The sequence below is a fragment of the Erwinia sp. JH02 genome, from assembly GCF_013074405.1.
Classification (GTDB): Bacteria; Pseudomonadota; Gammaproteobacteria; order Enterobacterales; family Enterobacteriaceae; genus Erwinia; species Erwinia rhapontici.
Map to the genome: position 1 here is coordinate 1 of NZ_JABANZ010000002.1, position 22,272 is coordinate 22,272.

Consider the following 22,272-nt stretch of genomic DNA (forward strand, 5'->3'; position numbering starts at 1 on the left):
ATCCCTGAATAACCTGACGCCGGAAGAATACAGATTGATGGCCGAAAACACGGAAATCTCAAAAAGTGCGTGGAACTAAAACGGGTGTGCTTACAGTAGGACCATCATAAATGTTTATCGTATAGTATTTAAAGAAATCAGAGAACACACCATTCTGTACTTTTAGATTCTTCTGGTTATCCCATTGTAATTGAAAATCGCCCGAATCAGTGACATAAAGGCCATCTGTTGCGTTAGCAAGGATCAACCCTGTCACCGATGGCATTGTAAAGTTAAAGGATGGGATCAATCCATTAATCGTGAGTCTACTTGATAGTAATCCAAGATTATTATATGCTACAACTGAGAAATCATATTCTTCTGTATCTGATAATCCAAATAAATCATAGTCTGTTTTTAATGGTGATGTACTCCCCGCATATGTCCAATTCATAGCTGATGATAACTTGTAATAGACATAATAACCACGTAGATATGGGTCTACCGAAGCAGTCCATGACATGGATACCGCACTACCAGTTGAAGTAGTACCATAACGTGTCACATCCAGATCTGTTGGTGGAATTACGGTTAGTTCTGGTAATGCGATAGTACCGCCCGGTGACCATACACCCTCGTCGTCAGTATCGTCATAAATCCCATTAGGGGCTTCAACAGCAGTGATAGTTACATATCCTGCATTTTCTTGATCTGTTGATACATCTTTTGAAAGTACTTTAAACTTACCACTAATGGATAATTCATCATTGGATACTGTGATAGTATCCCATACCTTCACATCCCACCCTTCTGATGTAGTGAAGCTAATAGTACGAAGTGCATATTTTGCTTTACGTATTTCAGTATTAACTAAGCGAGTCACCGTGGCTTGATCATAGCACCATGAATAATCACGACTAAGAGTAATCACCTGACCATCAGATCGGATCACTTCATCCTGTGAAATGTCACTTGGAATACGAAGAATATCAGTTGTGTACATACTTTCAGTTGCCGTATACTTGGCATCAATAGTATTGAAATAATCAGTACTACCAGATGTAGATAACTGAACTGCACCAAACATATTACTTTCATTATATGAATGTACTGATAATGTCTTTCTGTCGGTTGTCATGCATATTTGACCAGCATGAACATACATAATACCACCGAAGGATTGAAGTACACCTTCTATATTCTCTTTATAAGTACTTTGATAACCCATTGAACCGTTTGCATAGTATCCATATTCTTTACAGTATTCAGCAACAGTACGGAATGTATCGATATTAATCAAACCAGGATCAATTGACATACCATAAATGCCATTGGTCAAATAATCATAAATGATACTTGGTGGATTGGAAGTAGCGAATTTAGTACCAGTACTTAAATCATCAATCACTTGACCTTTCATTTCACATGTCAATGTGAATTCATCATTAACAAGTCTGTTTTTTTCTAATGATTCCTGAGTCTTTTTGATTACAACAGAGATACTAACAACACCCTTTCCAAGAAATCTATTAGTCCATTTACCGCCTGCATATTGTGCCGCAAGTGATTTAGTTGAGGTATAGTTCCCACCGAATCGTACTTCAAGTTGAAGATTATCACGATATATCCCCGCTATATTATTAAGCGGTACAACACCATCAGCAGTGATAGGACCATTTAGTACTGGTTCATTGTCTATGTAAATCTGATTGATGTACTTCTGTACACCCGTATAAGCTACTGCCTGTTCACTGAATAGATATTGTGAAGAACCACCTGGTATGTTGTACCAACCATTGATTGAACCTGACAGTACGAATGAACCACCACTAACACCATTTTTATGTGGTAGCTGACCACCGTAAATTACTGGCAATCCAGTGTTTGGGGATACCGAACGTGTAGCACTTGTAGATACGTCCTGACTTGCCGATAAGCCAATTTGACTCAACATGCTGGACGCTACTAATGATACCGCACCCGCCGCAGCCCCCCAACCAACAGCAGCCAATGCCGTACCGCCAGAGAAGTATACCGCAACTGCTACAATTACTGCTGTTACTATTGCACCTAATACATTACCCAGTTTTCCCATGATGTTTCCTTACTCTATAATATCTTCCATTTGTTGGTAATCTTTGTAGTTCAAATCCATCATGTGTTTCATTTACACCAAGAATCCGTTCACTAACTACTACTGCCATCACTAATGGATTATCTGGACATAACCAGATATCCCCATCGATAGGCACTTCTACGGGGTCACAGTACGCTTCAACTATCTCGCCCGTATGATTCCATCCTTCTTTTTTAAGCCCTGCTAATCCTTGTTTAATTGTCTTATACTTACGATCCGCAATAGTAGTACCTGCAAATAAATCAATTACTTTCATGACAGTTAAGTTACAATCATTAGTACCGTTTTCATGTGGTGTTTCTAATGACCATTCGATGATTTTGATAAGTTCTTTATGTTTCATTACTTGTATTTCCATTCTTGTGATTGGTTAACCTGACCAAGTAGACTGAAGTACTGGTCACCTTTGTAATAAGATTGATAAACTGAATTAGCTGCTAACAGTGGCGGTTGTCGGTCAAGTTTCTTATAAACACTATTGACATATATCACCATCTCATTTGTTTTTTCATTTGGATTAGCAGTTGCCTGTACATAGTCAATGAACCCAGAAAAGACCAACATCGAATCAAGTACTGAACTATCCCAGGGATTTAAAATTACTAAGCGTATATTCATCTTGGCATCTTTGAAGAAACCCCCAAGAGCAAGTGATCGTACTGCCTGATTCACGTTAGATACTTTGAAGTTCACAGAATCATTATTGATATTTTTCACTTCTGAAAATGTAGGTAATGAGTCGTTTATGATTTCTGGAAAACTGATATAGGGATTACCGTTTAATTGAATATCAACAAGTCCATCAGTCCAGTAAAAAGCATTTGAACCATTCGGTATTACATCAAAACATGAAACATGAACACCAAGACTCATTACCTCAGTTTCGGTTAAACTTGTCTTAGAAGTACCCCTAACTAATTCCCAGTACTTTAATAAATCACTATTTGTTAATAATGCACTATTCATTAGATGATGTTCTCCGTTGCTTTAAGTTGGATTGACATTACCTTTTGAACACCCAATGTATAATCATTATCAGGATCTAATACGGCTTCAATCATAAGGTTGTTGTATTTGATTGGTTCACTCACTTGTATTGTGTTCTGTAGTGCGGGGAATAGTGTTAATGTGGTATCAGTACGGTCGATAATTCGATATAGTTTATTGTGATTTGAAAATTGAATCATTTCTCCAACTGCCATTGAGTTATTATCAGTAGTGATTAAACGCGTCCCTTTGGCGGCTGTTGCGGCACTTGTCAATGCACCAACCTGTGAACCTCTATACGTTGATATGTGCCCTAAACTAAGGGTGAAAGGCTTACCCTGTGAATACTGAGCTATAAAGTTATTGTATTCACTAATATCTTCAACATTAAAAGCCAATTGAAACTGAATCTGAAAGTACTGAATGCCAGTACTACGCATGATACGTTGTCCTGTCCATGTCTGGTTTGAATAAATTGGTTCAACACTTTTCAATTGAAAGTTTGAAACCTTAATGTTTTTTGAAAAAACTGTCATAAAAAGAGTCCTCTTAATTTATATTGTATTTATACGAGAAAAGGACTATACCCATAAGATATAGCCCTTCTATTATGAATTGCGTTTCTGACTGCTTCGCAATGCCTGAGTGACTGAGTTAGAGTGTTTCTTAAGCATTTCATTGAACTTGGCATCATCACCAGCCACATCACCCTGTATGATTAGGGGGGCATTAACCGTGATATCACCTGCTGTGGATTGACCACTATTCTGTTTATCAAGGAAAGCGGTTAGCTTTTTGTTAGCGGCTGGCTGTACAACACGTTCACCTGCTTTAAGTACGAATGATTTGTTATCATAACTACTTGGCAATTCATCCACACCACCGTGGAACTGACCTGATGATGCACCTTTGGCAGTACTGATAATCGACATACCCAATGTTGCCACCTTTGCGTAAGCCGCAAGTGATGCAGGGAACGGTGTTGCCAGTGCCTGAGCAAGAGCTGACTGAATAGACAAGATTGTCTGAGCCATCGTAATACCCTTGCTGATAGCGAATGCCGCCTGAGCTGCACCAGAGGATTCACCAAAAGCCGCAGTCATACCAGCCGTTAAACTGGTCGCCGCATCAGAGAAGATCTGTAGTTGTGCCTGGCTGTTTTGATTACTAATCGTGATTGCCTGTGCGTTGTACTTGGCCGTGATCTCTGCCTTGCGTTTCTCGTAGTCTTCATGCCCTTTAAGTAGTAAATCATTCTGAGCAAGTTCAGCATTCATCGCGGCAGTATTGTTCTGTTGATCTAATGTCTGTTGATCACTGGCAGCACTACTAAATGGATTATCACCACTAATACGCTGGTTCTGTTGGTTAGCAAGAAATGACTTTTGACCATCATTTAAGTTACCAGATGCGATTAGACTATTAGTGTCTTTGATGCCCTGATTTGGGTCTGAGTAACCAATCATCGAATTAGTCATATCAAGACGTTTTGCCGCACCACTTGCCATTTGATCGTTTAGAAGACCAGAAAGTTTATCATCTGAAAGTCCAAGAGTTTTGGCTGACTTCTTGATTGAATTAACAAGTTCCATTTGCTGACGGTCGAATTCTGCCAATTGACGGGCATTAGAACCGATGGTCATGTCACTAATGGCTTTGTTGAGTGAGGCTTGTGCTGTTAAACGATCTGTCGCTATCTTCTTATTGAGTGCTTCTGCTTTCTTTGCTTCTGCTTCGGCAGTTTTAGAACGTTTCTCAGCGGCTTTATCTTCATCAGCAGTAAGCTTTTTGACTAAAACTTCACGATTTGATTTATAACCCTGGGCAAGAGTATCTAAATCTTTTTGCATCTTATTCTGGTCATTGCCATATGCCCGTACTACTGACTTTTCAATAGCCTCTTTTGTCTGTTTGTATTGGACGTCAAGAGCATCAATCTTTGCCTGTGTCTTTTGCTTTTCAGTTTGGAATGTCTTCATTGAAGCGGTGATAGTACTTTTATCAATACGTTCATTATATTGCTTATTCAAGGTTTTGATATCGTCTTGCATCTTTGTAGCCATATCAATAGAACTGGAAATATTATCCTGAAATGCTTTCTGATCTGCTTTCTGTTGATCTACTATCTGTTTTCCGTATATAGAACTATTAGATAGAAATTCCTGTTGTGATTCCTGTTGGTACTGTTTAACGAGGTCTATACCTTGTTGACTCGCAGCCGTAGCCGCCCCCGCAACAGGTTTACTGTTCAGGATCTGTGTGATTAGGTCGAGAATACCCGCTAAACGTTCGGCAACTGGTGCCAGTGCGGCGTTGTTCCAACTCTCCCATGCATTACTGAGTGCTAATGTTGATTTGCGATATTCTGCGAATTGGTCTGATTGTTGTTCAGTTAATTGTACCGATTGCCCAGCCAGTGCATTCTGATAGTCCTGTTCATTGTTAAAATCCTTGAGTACTGTCAAACGTTTAGCAGCGTCATTACCCATCGTTTCGAACATGTTGACCATTTGAGATGTACTAAGTCCCTGTGATTTTGCCGCAAAGTAAATCTTCGCATAGACATCATCACCGGCATCTGCCATCTTTTGTAATTCCAGGATGTTCAACTTTAGCGGCTGGATTACATCCGTATACATACTGCCTGCCTGATTAGTCAGGGCATCCCCAATACGATCTTTGATATCCTTTTGATGGTCAGCAATCTGCTCCATTGTAAGCCCGACTGAGGCATACATGTTTGCCATTTTCTGTACTTGAGTGATACCCATCTGAGATAATGAGGCATTCTGGAATACTTCAAACGCCCGTTCCGCACGATTCTGTACAGCAGTAAACGTACCAGCAATGGCAAGTCCCGCAATCCCAACAGCACCAGCAAGACCAGTAACGGCCATCCCTGCTTTGGACATACCACCACTAAATTTACTGGCTACGTCACCTACTACACCACCAGTACTTTTACCAAAATTATCAACCGACTTGGCCCCACTGTCTAATGCTGTTTGTAAGGGCTTTGCATCACCATCAATTGTTATTTTAATACTATTATTTTTTGCCATTACTTCCCCCGGCCATTTGTTTAATCATCTTCCCTAATTCAGAAACACTATTAGATTGTTTTTCGAGTTTTTCAGCTTCACGCTTTACATGTTTTTCATGTGCGGTTAATTCTGGATTATTGAGAATATCCATGAAGTCAAAATCAATCGGTTTAAGCGACTTTCGCATTTCGGTTGTTAAGTTAGAATTATTAATTGTCGTGTTATATAAACTTTGGGTATGAAAATGCATGTCATACATGATACCGCTTGGTTCAATAAACTGATCGAAAACCATTAAGTATTCAAATAGACCATCGGGTAATGCGTCGAATTCTACTGGAGTAAGGCCGCGTTTGTTGATCATCTTTAGTACATAATAAAGTTCTCGATCAGACCTTACTTTTTTTCAATATCACCAATATCACTTTTAATAACAAGATTTGAAATCGCTTCATATAGTTGGTTCTGATATACATAATCGATTGAACCAATATTAATACGACCTTCAATGTCTTCATCTGCGAAAATTGGATCACCATTCTCATCTTTAGTACAAAGAATTACGGTACTTGCCATATCAGTACATTTTGCTAAATCACGACCAGTGGGACGATGAATGTAGAGTTTAGTACCTTCAAGATCGATTTCTATAAGTTTAGGTTTTAGTTTGTTCTTTAGTTCATTAATGTTCATTATTCACTTCCAAAAAAGGGGGCTTTCACCCCCTTGTTAGTTATTATTATAATTATGGTACTACTGGTAGTACGCCAGATTTAACCGCACCGCCATCTACGGCAAGTGTAAATGCCTTAGTTACAACGGCATCTTTATCACCTGCGATAGTTGTACTCGATACGAAGCATTGATATACAACGTAGAAACCAGTTGTATGAGTAGCATCTTCGTAATAACTTAGACGTACTTGACAGCGTTTTTGTTCATCAGCAAGAGTTTCCATTTGCTGATGTACTTCATTATCTGCCAAATAGTTAACTTGAAGTTCAATATCAGGGATAGACTTAGTACCCAATAGTTTGCGATTAAATGCACTATTAAATGTAACAACATCGATAACAGTACTTTCAAAACCAGAGGTTGTGAATGCTGCCACTTCGGGTACAATTTCAAAATCGGTTGCTAATGTAGTTCCGGCGGTTCCTACTTCAACAGTAAGATTAGCACCAGACATGATATCCATAGCCATGTTTTTATTTCCTTATATAAGAGGGGGAATCCTTTCCCCCATTGGTATTATTATTTATAGTGGTGAGACAGGCCATTCAATATCAGGGGCGGTAGTTAAATCTAATTGATCTAAAGCATCCATATAATCCAGTACTGCATTGTACGATGTCTTGTCTTTCTCACTTAGCCGACCAAGTGCTAACTTACTCGGCCATTGTTTTGAGTTGATGAAGCTAAGAGCATCATCATATAGTTGATCCTTCTGACCTTGTGCTTCTTCTATGTAATCACGGTCTGGGATAGGATCACTTGTCCATATTCCAGTATTTGGATCGTAGGTTTTATTACCGCCCGAAAAATCTTCAGGCACAATAACTTTAATTACATTTCCATTCCATAGTTCAGAACTGAATCCATATGATCTATGGTCCTCAGTACTTACGTAAATTATCATTGTGTTACCCTCCATACATGAATTCTTACCGGGGATGGTGTGGCGTAGTTTGCACTGAGGCCCGCAGAGCATGTTGCATTAGTTAAGAATGACGTGGACCCCGTTAGAAGTGATATGCCTTCTGATTCAACATAAAAGGCTTCACATGCGTGCCACGCTGATGCGGATAAGAACAAGATTTCGCCGGATAACCATTTATTTAGAGTTGCGTGATAAATCTCAGCTTTACATATAACAGGAACATTATTCCCGAATGGGTTAGTGAAAATCAGTCTTGAATTTAATGCGACATTACCCGATGAGCTTATTAAAGCATAACCAATTCTATTGCTAACTGCTGTAACGGACTGGGCAACTTCTTCAATTCTATTAGCTAAAGCAAGTGCATCAATACTACCTACATTATTAGCCACACCAGCATATTGAATGATATAACAACCCACAATACTATTCATTCGAACTTCTGTAGTACCATCACGACCATAAGCATCATTGGAACGGGAAGCATCGAAACTATAGTGTGTAGGTATCTGAGCTGTTCCAGTATTATGTTGAGCGGCATAGTAATTATTACCAGAGGCACGGAAGGCACCTGTAAGAGTTTGTAAGGCAACTGCCGCCGCTGCATCCATATCCCCTGTAATGTTAGGTGATGCGTTCTGTTGTGCTGTACCATCAACTAATCCACCATCCCCACGTAATACAGGTGCGGCGAATGAACCATTTTGCGTACCATTATAATCTGGTAGACGGAAAGTACTTGAACCATCACCAGTTGAATAGAAACCACGCTTAGTAGGATCTGCTAACCAAACTGCCTCAGTGACACTTGGTAGACGTCCGGCACTTACCTCAGCCCACAAATCACCATATATACCCAAACGGTTGACAACTTGACCATCACCAGCAACTAAACCACCCGGAATACTTGAACGTAAGGGATGCCATGTAGTTTTACCAAGATATGAAGTAATAGTAACTTTTTGTACTTGAGTTGCGATTGTTTCAATTCGGTTTGATAGTGCTAAAGCATCAATACTGCCAGAATTGTTAGCAACTCCTGCATATTGAATAATATAACAACCGACAATGCTGTTACTGCGTACTTCTGTAGTACTGTCGCGTCCATAAGATAAACTTGATTTACTCGCGTCAATACCAAACTGGTGAGCGTACTGAGCAGAAGAGTTGGCAGTACCAAGAGCGGCATATCTATATCCTGGTGATTCAGTTGCTGCCCCTCTCGATAATATCCACGCTCCTAACGTTGCAGCCGGGTTATTTGCTTCAGCCGTATCAGCAATACCTGCATAAGATCGATAGAATCCAGTAATGTTAGGTGCGGCGTTCTGCTGAATAGTACCGTCAGTCAGACCACCGTCACCACGCCAAACTGGGGCAGCAATTGAACCACTTTGAGTACCGTTATAATCTGGTAGACGAAAAGTACTTGAACCATCACCAGTTGAATAGAAACCACGCTTAGTAGGATCTGCTAACCAAACTGCCTCAGTGACACTTGGTAGACGTCCGGCACTTACCTCAGCCCATACACTGGCATATGTTCCAGTACGGTTTACGGTTTGACCATCTGCGACGACTTGACCACCTGGTACGCTCGAACGTAATGGATGCCATGAGGGCTTACCGACATAACCACCAGAATTAGCATTCACTCGGTCATCAACATACTGTTTAGTGGTGGCGTGCATATTTTCTACTGGTGCTGCCACTAATGGTAATGGTAATGCGTTTTGTAGATTGATTAGTGCCTGTGCTGCTGTTGTAGCACCAGTACCACCTTTTGCTATTAGTACTGTACCTGTTACATTACTTGCGGTTCCAGAAATGTTACCAGTAATTGTATTAGTAAAGGTCTGTACTCCTGCCCATGTATTGGCAGTACTCAATAGTGGTATTACTGATCCAGATGTACCAGTATTCACTGTTGCTGCTGTACCTAAACCAAGATTAGTACGAGCTGTTGCTACATTAGCAAGATCACTTAGATTATTTGCCTTTAGTAGTGAATCAGTACTAACTCCGATATCAGCGGCAGTAAGAACGATATTACCTGATAGTGGTTTGCCGTTTACAGTAGTAGTCTTTGGCACGTAATCAGTTTTTATGTTTATAATGTCAGTACTATTCACTGTTACATTCGCATTGGTAGTAGTGAACTTACCATCGACTTCTGTTTTTGAATATACACTTAGATTACTTCTTGCGGTTGCAACATTATCAAGATCACTTAGATTATTAGCCTTTAGAAGGGTATCAGAACTTACACCAATATCTGCTGCTGTTAGTACAATATTACCTGATAGTGGTTTGCCGTTTACGGTTGTTGCCTTTGGTACATAATCAGTTTTTATTGCTGTGATATCATTGGTATTGGTTGTAATGTTAGTTGCATTAGTAGAAATATCAATTGTATTCTGTGCAATCTTAGTAGTATTATCGCTGATATTATTTGTGTTGGCAGTGATGGCTGTAGTATTTGAATCGATATTGCTTTGTAAAGTACTAACATCACTATCAACTTGATCTATAGAATATACCCCAAGATTAATACGAGCTGTTGCTACATCACTAAGATCACTTAGATTACTTGCTATTTTCAATTGTGGAGCGTTGACTACATCACCAAGTCCAATATCATGATTGGTTAGTACTATATTATCCGTTAATGGTTTAGCATTGATAGTACGGGTTAGTGGTACATATCGACCATCAATCTGTGTTGCTGTGTAGATGCGAGTCCATGCGGTACTACCATTCTTGACGAACACCGCTAATGAACCGGTTTTGCTAATTGCTAAACCTGAGATAGTATTATCATCAACAAGTCCAATACCCATCATATCAGCACCCAGAGGATTCCCCGCCTGACTTGCTGGTACTTTGATAAAAGAGTTACCTGATGGCGTAGCAGTATCATATTGTGGGATCAAAGAACCATTTGAGCCAACACCATAATCACCCTGATATAGTGGTGCTAATAGGTTAATAGAAGTACTTCTTTGTACTAACTCAGTTGGTGTAAATTGGTATGTCTTGGACAGTACCGCATCTTTATCACCAGCAACAGCAGCACCAGTAATGACACCATTAAGAATTGCGTACTGGATGGTTTCGCCATCTTCCTTGTAAATCAATACAAGTTGAAATTCATCCTGTGAATCAGATTGTGAATCAAGAAATGTATGTGTTTGTGAATCTGGTAGATAATTAACAACAATCTCAATTGTATTGATGTTAAATTCTGCCAGTAGTTTTTGTTGGTAATCATCATCGTATGTTTCAATATTAGAAACACTGCTGTCGATAGTTAGTACCGGGAATGCTGCTAATTCTTCAACCGTAATATTACCAGAACTTTGTGGGGAACGATTTCCCGTGTCTGTGTTGTATGCTACTTTGAAATTAGTCCCTGTGAAAATCCCTGTCATTTGTTATCCTTATCTTGTTTTCTCCGTCACTCGAATATTTATACTAAAAGCAAGTGATACTGTTCCCGTAATAGGATCAGTTACGATATCGCTATCTTCATATGCGTATGAAATAAGTATTAGGCCCGAATCTACGAATGCTAATGCTTTTGCTTCATCAAAGGATGTAATGATCTGGTCATAGCTTATTGATGGTGCGGTATTAGTACTTTCTGGTTTTGGAGAGACTACATATTGAATAGTGAAGTTACCAACCTGACGTTGTACACCGAATGTAATACTTTCCATATTGTAATTAAATGCTGATTCAACAAAGATATCCGTATCACGTCCTGTGGTTAAGTTCTTGGTAGCACCAATTAGTGTTTTCATGGTTTTTCGAACTTTGTTTACTATTTCCATTAGTAATCCTCTGCGAATGATTGTCCTTCTTTAGTACGGAAATATGCGTTTACCATCCCTGATAAGTCATCAACGATGTTATAGATTTCATATTCAATAGTTTCGATTACTATTTCAGTACCTATGTGTATTTGATTAGGTATCAAATCGACCGTTTTAAATGTGATGTAATTCTCAATACCTTCGACATAACCACCACCAGTATCAATAGAAACGGGAACGGCCTCTACAATTGCTGTAAATTCCGCTCCCGTTGAGGTTTTAATAGTTTGTCCGAAGGCTTTTAAGAATGTATCACCCTGTGATGTACTAAAAGCCCTCATAGGTCATTACGCCAATTTAACTACGTAGAATGCTTCTGCGTGTGCGACTGCGTGGTCGATGTATGCGAAGGTACGTAGAATAATGCCCTGTGATGCACGTAGAGTTGTGTCGTCACGATCTACGGTTAGACCACCCCAAGATGCCAATACGACATTAGAGAAGTCACCAAGAACGATTGAGCCAGCAGCAACCTGAGTACTCTCGATTACGCGTACTGAATCAGCTAACCAAGCGTCAAAGCGGAAACCTTCGATCATGTACTTAGCCGCAGTGTTCGCACCGACAAGAGTAGAACGTAGAACCGCAGCGGTAGCAGGGTGTACGATTGCCACAACATCAGAGATACGGACGTTAGCAGTAGCAAGTACAGCCAATGCTTCCTGAATGTCTTCCTGAGTAGGAGCAGCAGTTAGGGTAGTACTTGGAGCAGCAGTAACGATTTGAGTCAAGATTTCCTTCTCAAGTCTCAAACCAGCACCGCGTACCATTGCATCCTGGGTATAGCGTTCTGCTGTATCCGCAGATTTGATTAGAGTACGGGTCAATGGCACAGAACCAGAGAAAGTCTTAGGAGCAAGTACGATCTTTTCGTATGACGCATCAACTAATGGACTATCAGCACCTTCAGCAATGAAAGCGAACATTTGAGTAAAGTCGCTGGAAAGTTTTGGTAGTACTAAATTACCTTCACCTTCAAGACCAGAATAGGTTTGAATAGGTAGTTGTGCGAAGATAGAATTTGCACGTAGTACATCGATATAAGAATCTACATATACTTCTTTAACTAATGCAGCACCGCCAACGGTAGTTGAAGTACGTACTAATTGATTTACTGGTACTTCAAGACGAGCACCTTCGAATGGTTTACCTTCAGCGGCAGCACGGATTAGACCATTGATTACAGATTTTTCCATTTTGTTATCCTTAACGTTATTGGATTTATTTGAATTTAATGAACGTTTAAAATCAGAAATTGAAATTCCTTTTTCAATTGCCTCTGACACGTCGATTTTTAATACTACACCAATAGAATTTAGTTCCCGTTTGCGTTCAGTTTCTTCTTCACTTTCGCGTTGATCTTCAATTTCACTTGGTTCTTCTTTATTTAGGGTTTCTACTTCCACCCCTTGTTGTAGTTTCTTCATTAAGTCTGGACGTTTAGAGATCATCTCTTCTAATTCACCATCACTTAATTCAATATTTGCTACACCACCTTCTTCATCATTGACAACTTCAAGAGTTTCTTTAATGTCATATGCTTCTTCATCAAGGCGGGTTTCTTCCATTTCTGGTTGTTCTTCCATGAGATGTTCCCCATCATTAGTATCTTCTGTACTATTTATGGATTCATCTTCATGTGCTTCTGAGAGTTCTTCGGCGAAATCATCATCGCGACCTTCAGAACGACCAATAGAACAATTAACATCGGCGGGAACAGTAACTAAACTAATTTCTGATGGTTCCCAACGAGTAACATAAATGTTGTTACCATCCATGCGGTAATCGTAAATGTTATAACCTACGGATACATGACTTAGAATTCCTTCTTCAATCATTGCCCACATAGTACTTCCAAGTCCTACATTACTAATTTTTAGTACAGCACGGCATACTTTATCAGCATCGATTGAAGTACTTACTACTGTTCCTAATAGTTTGTCTCTGTCATGATTGAATAGAACGGCACCTTTATTATTAATTCTCGTTAGGTCTACGGATAGATCATCACATAATAGAATTTCATAATATAGTTGTTCATCTATTTCACGACTAACGGGGGTTTCTGTTGCGAATGCTACTTCAATAGTACGGTTGTCAATATTAATTGCCGTTACTGGTAGGTTCATCTCCCGCTTCTGGTTCTTCTTTAGATTCAAATCCATTTGATTCTATTTCCTTATTTTGGTTTTTCTCTTTTTCAATTTCCTCTAAAGTAATTCGAGGGTCGCCACCCATTTCACTAATGATCTGTGTCTTTGATTTAAGTCCGGCATCAAGTAGCATAATCTCAGCCTCGATATCCTTTACCGGGTCTAATGAGATTGGTTTCACTGGTATGTAACGAGCACAAATCAATTCATCAAAATCTGAGAAAGAAAGATTAAGATCATTGTTTGTAAGCATTTCATTCTTTAACCATGCAATGTAAATCGGCTTCAGTACTTTATTAATTAGGGTATTAGTACGAGTACGGAAAGTTGTAGCCTGTAGTCGTTCTGCCAATTTAGCAGCACTGAATGAAGCATCTGCTGTACTTCCCATTAGTGACTGCTTGGTTACGTTCAATCCCATACTGATCTGATCCATTAGTTCACTGCTGAATTCGCTGATGTTATCAACACCGCTACTTGGGTTTACGGTTTTAATGTCTTGGTCATTTGAAAGTTCAAAGACAGCACCCGGTTCTAAGTACTCTGTATAGGTTGCAGTTACATTAGATTCACCAGCGGTTAGTTGTACTTCATCAGATTGACTGTTACTGTTCGTGATAAACGCCGTGGTACTGGCTGCTACACGTTTAGCGATCAATGCTGCTTCAGTAAAGTTCTTCAAATCTTCCATTGTCTTTGAAGTTGAAATCATATCTGGAATACCACGTTCCTGACCTGCTTGATCGGGGATGAAGTAATGATAGATTTCACTTGCTGGTACTACATCAAATGCGGTTGCATCGTATGTATAGGTGATTGGATTGTAGATACAGAAGTTATAATTCACTGGTCTGTGATATTGATTATATTCAATGCCGTTGCTTATGTAGTTGCCATTATCTAACCACTGGTTATTCAATTGCGTTAATCTTGCGGTGTCCATTATTTCAAGTTTAATTGTGCCATTGATATTATGTATTCTGATAAAACATTCACCGTCTTGCACGCGGATCTTTTCAATCGTTTGTTGGAATATATCGAACTGCATTGAACCATCAAGGCTAAAACGTTCGGCATTATAAGCCCAACGGTCAAACCGCTTTTCAAGTTTCTGTGATAGTTTGTGTAGTTCTTCCTGGTCTATGTCAAGTTCTGGACTTGGTTTTACGTAAACCCCTTCAGCACCTACAACGCCATCAACAGACAAGGACATATACTTACGTCCAATTGGATTCTTAATGATTGCTTCGCGGCTGGTGTTTCGCCAGTCACTCAAGAACCAACGAATTAAGTTATTAAGGTTTTGTGAACCAGTACCGGAAGTAAAACCGAAGTTGATTACTGGAGTACTCATTCCGCGTACTGCCTGTAAGTCACGCTTTAGTGTTTGTTGTGGATTATTCACATAACGCTTTTGAACTGATGGTTTATTATGAGGGTTAAGACTCATTTTACGTTGTCTCATTATCGTGTACCCCATCTATTAGGATAATTAGGATCACGAAACACCGTTACACTTTTGAAAGGTTTACCGTTCCCATTTACTGGTTCATCATTCATACTGGCCCATAAGGCATTAGCTCGTTTGATATAACGGATACGCATATTTTCAAGATTAGTTAATGTTTCACTTACTAATGTTTTATTATTGATTGTCATGCTGTATACACCACCACCTTTGATACGTACTGCTATCACTTCTTCAATCTCACTTATAAGTTGAATTAGTTGTGAATACTCAGTAGTAAATTTAGTAGGGTCGATTAGTTCAGAGACAAAGTTTGATGTAGTACCGTTAGCATTATTAAATAGAATACAAAACATCTTGTCATTACTACCCGTAATTTCAAAGGTGATTAGTGTTGCTTCGGTTGTTGTCTTGAAGTTCTCGATTGTTGTACTCTTACCGTTAGAAAGGTAATTAACGATTAAAGTACTATGTGGTGGCATGTTTACGTAAAAATCATATGGGTTATTGGTCATATAGATTTTTTCTGGTAATAGGTTCGCCATTTATTATTCCTTTATTTGCCGAACCAGTTATTTCTACTTCTCCGTGGTTGTTTAATTGGAGTTGCTTTATTTACTTCTTGTTCGACTTTGGTTTCTGTAGTATTTATAGTTACCGTTTCACGTTCTGTTGCTCGGTGTTCTCTTAACTTTCTATATGGTTGTACTGTACCAAGCTTACTAACTGCGTATTCGCGTGCTATCAATGCATAGCAAAGACAGTCAAGAGCTTCGTTTCTTTTGATACCTTGTTTAAGTCTCCACTGTAATTTACCACCACGCGGTTTTAGTTCTTCGGCGGTTAACTGTTCAAAGTAATCTTGCGGCAGGGAAGAACTGAAATGTAGTTGTGTTGGTGCTAATTCAGGTTCATCTGATAGTTTATGGTTTAGTAGTTTACGAATTGCTAACTTACCTTCATGTACATTCAGTATCTGTAGTTTGTATCCTGCTTCGGTTGACTTCTTAAACAATGGTGAAGTAGTAGAGCTTGAACCTTTGATTGGATGGTACTTAACCCAACGACTTGTGAAGCGTTTTACGGTTTCTGTGGCATTACCATTAGAACTATCAACAAACACGGCTAAGGTGGGTATGGTGCGTCCTGATGGTGTTTTAAATTGCTGTCTACAGAACTTATCTAAATTGCCCCAGGCTGGTGATTCAATTTTAGTACAGTCATGTCCATAGAAGAATTCATGACCGATTACCCATGCATTTTTTTCATCGAATGCGAGTACTGTTGCTTCAAGTCGGTCTAATTGCTGGTCTACTGCGATTACGATACCTAAACTTTCTTCGGGGATATTATGAAGGTTGATTGAATCATCACGACTCTGTTCAAGTGCGATTACATCAAGTTCCTTTTCATACTCGTTTTCATAAATTTCACCCAATTCGTTATTGAAGAAGGTTTGTAAATTGAAGGTATAAAGAGCATCAGCATAACGTGATACCATTTCTTCGATGGTTCCAAGTGGTGAATACATACGGCTGATCTGATACCCAACTACACCTTTTTCACCATCTGGATTAGTTGCGATCCAACGTCCCGCATTAACCATTTGATGCCGTGTGTGTTCATCAATTTCTTGATTACAATGAGGACATAATAGTTTAGTAGTAGTAGAATCTGGTATTGCTCGGTTGTTTTCTATTTGCTTGAACTTGAAACTTACTTGTTCCCATTCGAATGTGTATTCATGACCGCATGTATGTGTTACGTGCCATCGACGCTGATCACTTAGATTGTATTCAGCATTAATTAAATCGTTCTTGTATAGTGGAGTACTGGCAACTACTACTAACGCATCATCACCAAATGTACTGGTACGTGCCTCGGCCAACTTAATTGGGTTTCCTTGTTCACCAATTTCAACGTTTGATACTTCATCAAGTAGTACTACGCGTGTCGTAATACCGCGAAGGTTGCCAGGTGTATTGAGGTTTAACCAGTAAATGAATGTTCCCATTTTGGTTTCTGTTTGCTTGGCGTTGTTCGCGGCGTTCTTGTCTGCTTTGTCAGTGATTAGTTCTGAAAGTACTGAACTCATTTCAATGGCTGGCATGAACTTACCAAGACGAAACTTTTTAATTTCATCTGCTGAACTTGAAGCGAATGCGAAATTTGCTGGATCATTGGCAAGTATGTTAAAAGAAATGGCAGTTAGTACCTGGGTCTTTAGGAGCTGGGAACAAGCCTGTAGAACTATCTTCTTTGTACTACGTTCCTGAGCGATATCCATTGGTTCACGTTGAAAAGCAAATGGTATGAATGGCATTCCCATGCCAGGACCATCAATTAGTTTAACTATCCCCGTCGAGATCCAATCCGATGTTTTCTGTATCTTCGGTGGATTGATCGTCGGTACTACTTTCTTCAATAATGTTGTCAGTTTCTTCTGGTTCTGGTTCTTCATGTTCTAAAATATCCATATCTTCTGGTAATTCGAATTCCATTTCTCCCAAATTAAATAGTGTCTGGTCGATTTCTTGTTTTAGTCTATCCCTTAGATCCTTGGCGTCAGTCATTGCGAATAACTCAAGATAGATTTGATTTGGAATAGTTCTTAATGTTGTTTTGATTTGATGAAGGTAAGCAGTTAGTACTGTTTCAACATATCCAATGTCGATAATCAGTCCTTCCTTTTCTTTCAATTCAATCTGAGTTAATGCCGTTTCGGCAGTAATCTTTTCAAGACGTTTATTTTCAATCTGTTCTCTAACATCCGTATTTCGCAATGGTTTTAGTATGTTATCGCATATCCACTGATATACTTCCTGGTCTGATTTAGTAACATCCAATCCGTTACTAACCCAAATTTTCCGTATAGTTGATTCATCGTAACCATATTGTTTTGCCAATTGATTTATTGAAATCATATTTGTATAATCCTTTTCTGTTTAATTATATTTATAAGTATATCGCATGAGTAATTACGATTTTGAAACTGTCAAAGATTCGCTGTATAAATTCTTCTCAGACAAAAACACAAAAGTTAAGCTCGCACATATTTTAGATAAAGGCACAAATGATTGGGAAAAATGGTTTCAAATTGAATACGAATTCTTTTTAGAGAACAGTTTAGACTACAAAGCAAAACGTGAACTTAGAGCAATTGCAGATAGAAGGCATCAAACAGGCAGATCACATATGTTTGTAGACCTAATTTTCAGAAAAAAAGGGTCACGTCTTGATAGGTTTATCTATCTTGAATTCAAACTTGGTAAAAAACCAACAACTTTAGTTAACAATATGAAAGAGGATTTATTTAAAAATTATGAAATTGTTGAGTCTCACTATAAGAAAACAGGACTCAAGCGGAGGTCTGTATGGAGCATTGGTTTTTATCGAAACTTTAGTACGCTGACGATTAATCGAGCTGAAGATGAATTGAAATATATTCGCAGTAAGCACTTTTCAGTTTTACACGATACCTTATATATATGTAAGTGCCGTGGTAAAAATCATACTGATGAATGTCACAAATTAGGCTTAGTAATAATCGGTTCGGGCACATGATATTATTTCATTTATAAGTAAAACAAAGCGTGGCCGAAAACTCGCGATCAAGCCCAGCCCCAGAGGGACCCAAAAATAAAGTAATGAAAATTAATGATTTATGTAACTGGCTAACATATTGCATCATTTTGGTGCGTTCTTGATAAGCTGTCATGATATGCAATCAAAGTGAATATTCATTCTTTATCAACCCGCTCGTTATAGTCACGTAGTGTGATCATTCATTGTACTGTGTGAGTACTGTACTTATTCGCCAATCATTGATCGGTACGCTGTCGAGTGAATTTTGTTGTATCAATTCTTCTAAAAGAGTATTCATATTGGTCAGGTGTTTATGCTCTTGATTACTACCCATAGCGGTTAATGGGTAACGCCAACGCCCTACGGTGAAGTACTTACCATGTCTTATGTGAATGTATTTATATCTAATCGAAATGCCATGTGGATCTAAATCAATGGTGTAGGCTTGATGTTTGATTGTGATTGATTGGAAGGATTCAGTACGTGATGGTTCATAGCCTTGATGATTGCCATCGGTGTGATGTGAAGTGTGCGATCCTTGAAATGTTTGTAGATGTCCATGTCAATACCTCGCGTTTGTTTAGTATTTACCTCATGAATTAAGATCAAAAAAAAGGCCCTACATGGCCTTTTATGTATTGTCGCTTGAGCACCGGATCTGCGTGAAATCGTTAGCGTTAACCCAGGGATATAAGAATCCTGGGGAATCGGTGCGGTACTCATACGAACATGGATTATGCTGTACTGTTCTGATACGTCACCCTGCCATGTTTTGCAGAACATCCCATCAATGATGGCAGCAGGGTGACGACCGAAGTTTACTAATTTTCTGAAAGTACACAAGGTTATCAGCACACACTGCCCAAATTTTAAACTACTTATCATCTTCACTAATCCTATGTTTTATGGTATCTATGTTAATACTGAAGAACAAACCCATCCGCAAAAATGAAAATCAATCTGTCTAAGATATGGAACGTCTTCTTCCACGCATTAATTGTATGCACTCTGTTACTTTGTTTATTTATGATGACTAAGTACTTTTTTTTCAAAGATAATAAACCTCTTGAACTAGGTAATCTCAGCGACTGGGTTAGTAGTTTAAGTACTCTTGGTACTCTGGTTGTCGCATACAAAGCATTTAAGGCGGCCCCAAATTGGTTATCACAGAAATTTGATGAAGAATCTTTAAAAAGTGGACTTTCCATTAACAGAATTATAAAAGTTGATTATAAAAATGCTGTGATAAATTTAAGAAACTACCTTTCTACTAACAAAATAACTGAAGATGTTCATCTTTTATACTACCACAACACTTTAATACACAGCGAAAGAATAAAAATAATCAACACATCGTTTAATAAAATAAAGTTTTATCTGCGTTTTAATATTTGCCACGAGGTTTCAGAAGTTACTAATAAACTCGAAAGTGAGATTACTAAACTAAACATGATTGAATGGCATATTCTTCCAGAAAAAAACATCAACATTAATTCCTTACATGAAAAAATAAAGAAAATAAAAAAACTGGAAATGAAAGCTAAAGAAATAATTTCAGTAATTTTTGATCAAACAGAAACAGGCTTTTATAACTACAAATCACAAAAGATTGAGATTGATAATTTAGAAAATATCCGTGATGAAATAATATCAATTGAAGCAGAAATCCATTCATTAACACGTGAAATTATAGAATGCATCGATGAATATGGAAGCACTAAATCTTTTCGTTCATATTTTCATAGAATAATTGAATAGGTGGTAACCATGCACTGGTATGAACATTGGTATGACTACACTGGTACGTTAGCAGACTGGGCTATGGCAGGGTCTGCTATAGGTGCTTACTTTCTTGCTCGTGATTATTTCTCTGATATAATCAAAAAAGATGGATATGAATTAATAAAGAAACTTCATTTGGAATTACTGCCTAGTCTACAAAAGAATAATACATTAGCAACCATCAATGCACTAAACATTGATGTATTATCTTACATAAATGGTGGTGTTGGTGTATTTGATGATGATGATGATGGTGAGGGTAACTGTCGGTTACGGGCTAGTCTGACGGAGGACTTACAAACAATTGATCGTCAATGGAAAGAAAGCATTAGACTTGAGAGAGAAATTAATGAGTTAATCCAATCTTTAGAGACTTATGGTTGGCATATGGTGAAGGAAAAAGAAGATGAATTACTAAAAGCACTTTTGATAGTTAAAAAACTTTATCGGTACGTGCATAGTATAATAATCTATCTCAGAGAAATACTCTCTCGTGAAGCACCGCATTTCTTACCCCTGGAGAAAAATGCAGTTTTTTCGAATTATAATTCAGATGATCCTAATTCTCCCTTAGACTGTCAGAGTATAAATTTGCTCAGTCGCAAATTAGCAGGGTATCATCAAAAACTCTACGATCCTGAAAAAGAGACACCCTACACGCAGGCGATATCTTCACTGAACTTATACTTCAAAGACGGTAAACATCTAAAAATATTCTTCAAATATAAACTGTGATTTTTATTCATTTTTTTAATTAAGGAAAATTTATAATGACAACTGTAAATGGTGTTAATCCTCCAATTCGAGTTGGCTTAACCAAATCTACTTCTGAACATTTCGAAGATAACAAAGCATACTTCAAATCTTTATTGTCTAAAGACTTTAGCGATCTCAATACTCAAGTTGAGCCAGAAGACCTTGACAAAATCAAAGAAGCATACGAGAAAGCACATAAAACAAGAGAGTTCGAAATCGGGCTGTACTGGCAGAGATTGAATTACTTATGGGCCATTACTGCTATATTATTCGCTGGCTGGGGTGTATTAGTAAACAACCTTTTCCCAACCGGAGATGCTGCAAAAGATCCTTCTTCTTTAGTGTATCTAGCAGTATTTCTTGTGTCAATAATTGGCGTAACACTTACAATACTTTCCAGCTTCATTACTGCGGGTGGCAAGTACTGGCAAGAAGTTTGGGAATATCACCTTTTAATGCTCGAACCTTTTGAGTCTGGGAAATTGTATGGTATGCAGTTCCAAGATATAAGTGAAGGTAAGGTAAATAGGAAAAGACCATCAATTAGTAGATCAGTTCATGCTTTTCATATTGGACTATTACTTATATGGACAGCATCGGCAGCTTTATCAATAGCAATTTCCTTTAAGAACAACAATATATTGTTTCTTTCTATAGAAGTATTTTCATCAATTTTAATTCTCGCTATTTACTTTATTGTGCGTAATTCTGTTTGTAGCAGTACTGACCTATCAGTAAAACCAAAAACTCAACAGTAAATCGAACATACTCAGTGACGTTTTCACCATCATATTAGAGATGAGATTATAGATGTTTCACTCTGTATGATGGTTTTTCTTTAACAGA

The 22,272-nt window shown here is 38.4% G+C and carries 21 protein-coding genes and 1 pseudogene; 5 read left to right on the plus strand and 17 right to left on the minus strand.

Annotation, left to right across the window (positions count from 1 at the left end; genetic code table 11):
• Positions 1-79, plus strand: a pseudogene (locus HHI26_RS04535) (integrase); the annotation flags it as partial.
• Here the strand turns inward: HHI26_RS04535 and HHI26_RS04540 are convergent.
• The 17 genes from HHI26_RS04540 to HHI26_RS04620 all read right to left on the minus strand — a co-directional run bounded on the left by HHI26_RS04540 (position 59) and on the right by HHI26_RS04620 (position 18,227).
• Entirely contained in the window at positions 59-2,074 is a 2,016-nt protein-coding gene (locus HHI26_RS04540; protein WP_171148699.1) for a fibronectin type III domain-containing protein, read from the minus strand. The pseudogene HHI26_RS04535 and the gene HHI26_RS04540 sit on opposite strands and share 21 nt — an antisense overlap.
• Positions 2,058-2,459, minus strand: coding sequence for an ornithine carbamoyltransferase (locus HHI26_RS04545; protein WP_171148700.1), 402 nt, complete (start codon positions 2,457-2,459; stop codon positions 2,058-2,060). Before HHI26_RS04545 ends, HHI26_RS04540 begins: the two co-directional genes overlap by 17 nt.
• A complete protein-coding gene (locus HHI26_RS04550) occupies positions 2,459-3,082 on the minus strand; it encodes a DUF2163 domain-containing protein (RefSeq protein WP_171148701.1) in 624 nt (207 codons plus the stop codon). Before HHI26_RS04550 ends, HHI26_RS04545 begins: the two co-directional genes overlap by 1 nt.
• Positions 3,082-3,639 carry a hypothetical protein gene (locus tag HHI26_RS04555; RefSeq protein WP_171148702.1) on the minus strand — a complete coding sequence of 186 codons (558 nt, stop codon included), beginning with the start codon at positions 3,637-3,639 and terminating at the stop codon, positions 3,082-3,084. The genes HHI26_RS04550 and HHI26_RS04555 overlap by 1 nt, the downstream gene beginning before the upstream one ends.
• A gap of 72 nt (positions 3,640-3,711) precedes the next feature.
• Positions 3,712-6,165: a hypothetical protein gene (locus HHI26_RS04560; RefSeq protein WP_171148703.1), complete on the minus strand. Its 2,454-nt coding sequence runs from the start codon at positions 6,163-6,165 to the stop codon at positions 3,712-3,714.
• Positions 6,152-6,511, minus strand: coding sequence for a hypothetical protein (locus HHI26_RS04565; RefSeq protein WP_171148704.1), 360 nt, complete (start codon positions 6,509-6,511; stop codon positions 6,152-6,154). Before HHI26_RS04565 ends, HHI26_RS04560 begins: the two co-directional genes overlap by 14 nt.
• A gap of 32 nt (positions 6,512-6,543) precedes the next feature.
• A complete protein-coding gene (locus tag HHI26_RS04570) occupies positions 6,544-6,840 on the minus strand; it encodes a hypothetical protein (RefSeq protein ID WP_171148705.1) in 297 nt (98 codons plus the stop codon).
• 52 nt (positions 6,841-6,892) lie between these two features.
• Positions 6,893-7,351, minus strand: a complete 459-nt coding sequence (locus HHI26_RS04575) for a hypothetical protein (protein WP_171148706.1) — start codon at positions 7,349-7,351, stop codon at positions 6,893-6,895.
• Positions 7,352-7,405: 54 nt separating this feature from the next.
• A complete protein-coding gene (locus tag HHI26_RS04580; protein WP_171148707.1) occupies positions 7,406-7,786 on the minus strand; it encodes a tail fiber assembly protein in 381 nt (126 codons plus the stop codon).
• Positions 7,783-11,238 carry a hypothetical protein gene (locus HHI26_RS04585; RefSeq protein WP_171148708.1) on the minus strand — a complete coding sequence of 1,152 codons (3,456 nt, stop codon included), beginning with the start codon at positions 11,236-11,238 and terminating at the stop codon, positions 7,783-7,785. Before HHI26_RS04585 ends, HHI26_RS04580 begins: the two co-directional genes overlap by 4 nt.
• A gap of 9 nt (positions 11,239-11,247) precedes the next feature.
• Positions 11,248-11,640: a hypothetical protein gene (locus HHI26_RS04590; protein WP_171148709.1), complete on the minus strand. Its 393-nt coding sequence runs from the start codon at positions 11,638-11,640 to the stop codon at positions 11,248-11,250.
• Positions 11,640-11,963, minus strand: coding sequence for a hypothetical protein (locus tag HHI26_RS04595; protein WP_171148710.1), 324 nt, complete (start codon positions 11,961-11,963; stop codon positions 11,640-11,642). Before HHI26_RS04595 ends, HHI26_RS04590 begins: the two co-directional genes overlap by 1 nt.
• A 6-nt stretch (positions 11,964-11,969) precedes the next feature.
• Complete coding sequence (locus HHI26_RS04600) at positions 11,970-13,811, minus strand: phage major capsid protein (protein ID WP_171148711.1); 1,842 nt, start codon at positions 13,809-13,811, stop codon at positions 11,970-11,972.
• Positions 13,786-15,300, minus strand: a complete 1,515-nt coding sequence (locus HHI26_RS04605; RefSeq protein WP_171148712.1) for a phage portal protein — start codon at positions 15,298-15,300, stop codon at positions 13,786-13,788. The genes HHI26_RS04600 and HHI26_RS04605 overlap by 26 nt, the downstream gene beginning before the upstream one ends.
• Positions 15,300-15,848 (minus strand): hypothetical protein, encoded by a 549-nt coding sequence (locus HHI26_RS04610; RefSeq protein WP_171148713.1) that lies wholly within the window; start codon positions 15,846-15,848, stop codon positions 15,300-15,302. Before HHI26_RS04610 ends, HHI26_RS04605 begins: the two co-directional genes overlap by 1 nt.
• Before the next feature lie 11 nt (positions 15,849-15,859).
• Entirely contained in the window at positions 15,860-17,764 is a 1,905-nt protein-coding gene (locus HHI26_RS04615) for a terminase gpA endonuclease subunit (RefSeq protein ID WP_171148714.1), read from the minus strand.
• Complete coding sequence (locus HHI26_RS04620; protein WP_241008225.1) at positions 17,652-18,227, minus strand: hypothetical protein; 576 nt, start codon at positions 18,225-18,227, stop codon at positions 17,652-17,654. Before HHI26_RS04620 ends, HHI26_RS04615 begins: the two co-directional genes overlap by 113 nt.
• Positions 18,228-18,273: 46 nt before the next feature.
• Here HHI26_RS04620 and HHI26_RS04625 point away from each other — a divergent pair, with 46 nt between their 5' ends.
• The 4 genes from HHI26_RS04625 to HHI26_RS04640 all read left to right on the plus strand — a co-directional run bounded on the left by HHI26_RS04625 (position 18,274) and on the right by HHI26_RS04640 (position 22,184).
• On the plus strand, positions 18,274-18,867 hold the full coding sequence (locus HHI26_RS04625; RefSeq protein ID WP_171148715.1) for a hypothetical protein: 594 nt from the start codon (positions 18,274-18,276) through the stop codon (positions 18,865-18,867).
• A 1,047-nt stretch (positions 18,868-19,914) separates the two neighbouring features.
• Positions 19,915-20,646 (plus strand): hypothetical protein, encoded by a 732-nt coding sequence (locus tag HHI26_RS04630; RefSeq protein ID WP_171148716.1) that lies wholly within the window; start codon positions 19,915-19,917, stop codon positions 20,644-20,646.
• 9 nt (positions 20,647-20,655) lie between these two features.
• Positions 20,656-21,405, plus strand: a complete 750-nt coding sequence (locus tag HHI26_RS04635) for a hypothetical protein (protein ID WP_171148717.1) — start codon at positions 20,656-20,658, stop codon at positions 21,403-21,405.
• Positions 21,406-21,440: 35 nt separating this feature from the next.
• Entirely contained in the window at positions 21,441-22,184 is a 744-nt protein-coding gene (locus HHI26_RS04640; protein WP_171148718.1) for a hypothetical protein, read from the plus strand.
• Positions 22,185-22,272: the final 88 nt, after the last annotated feature.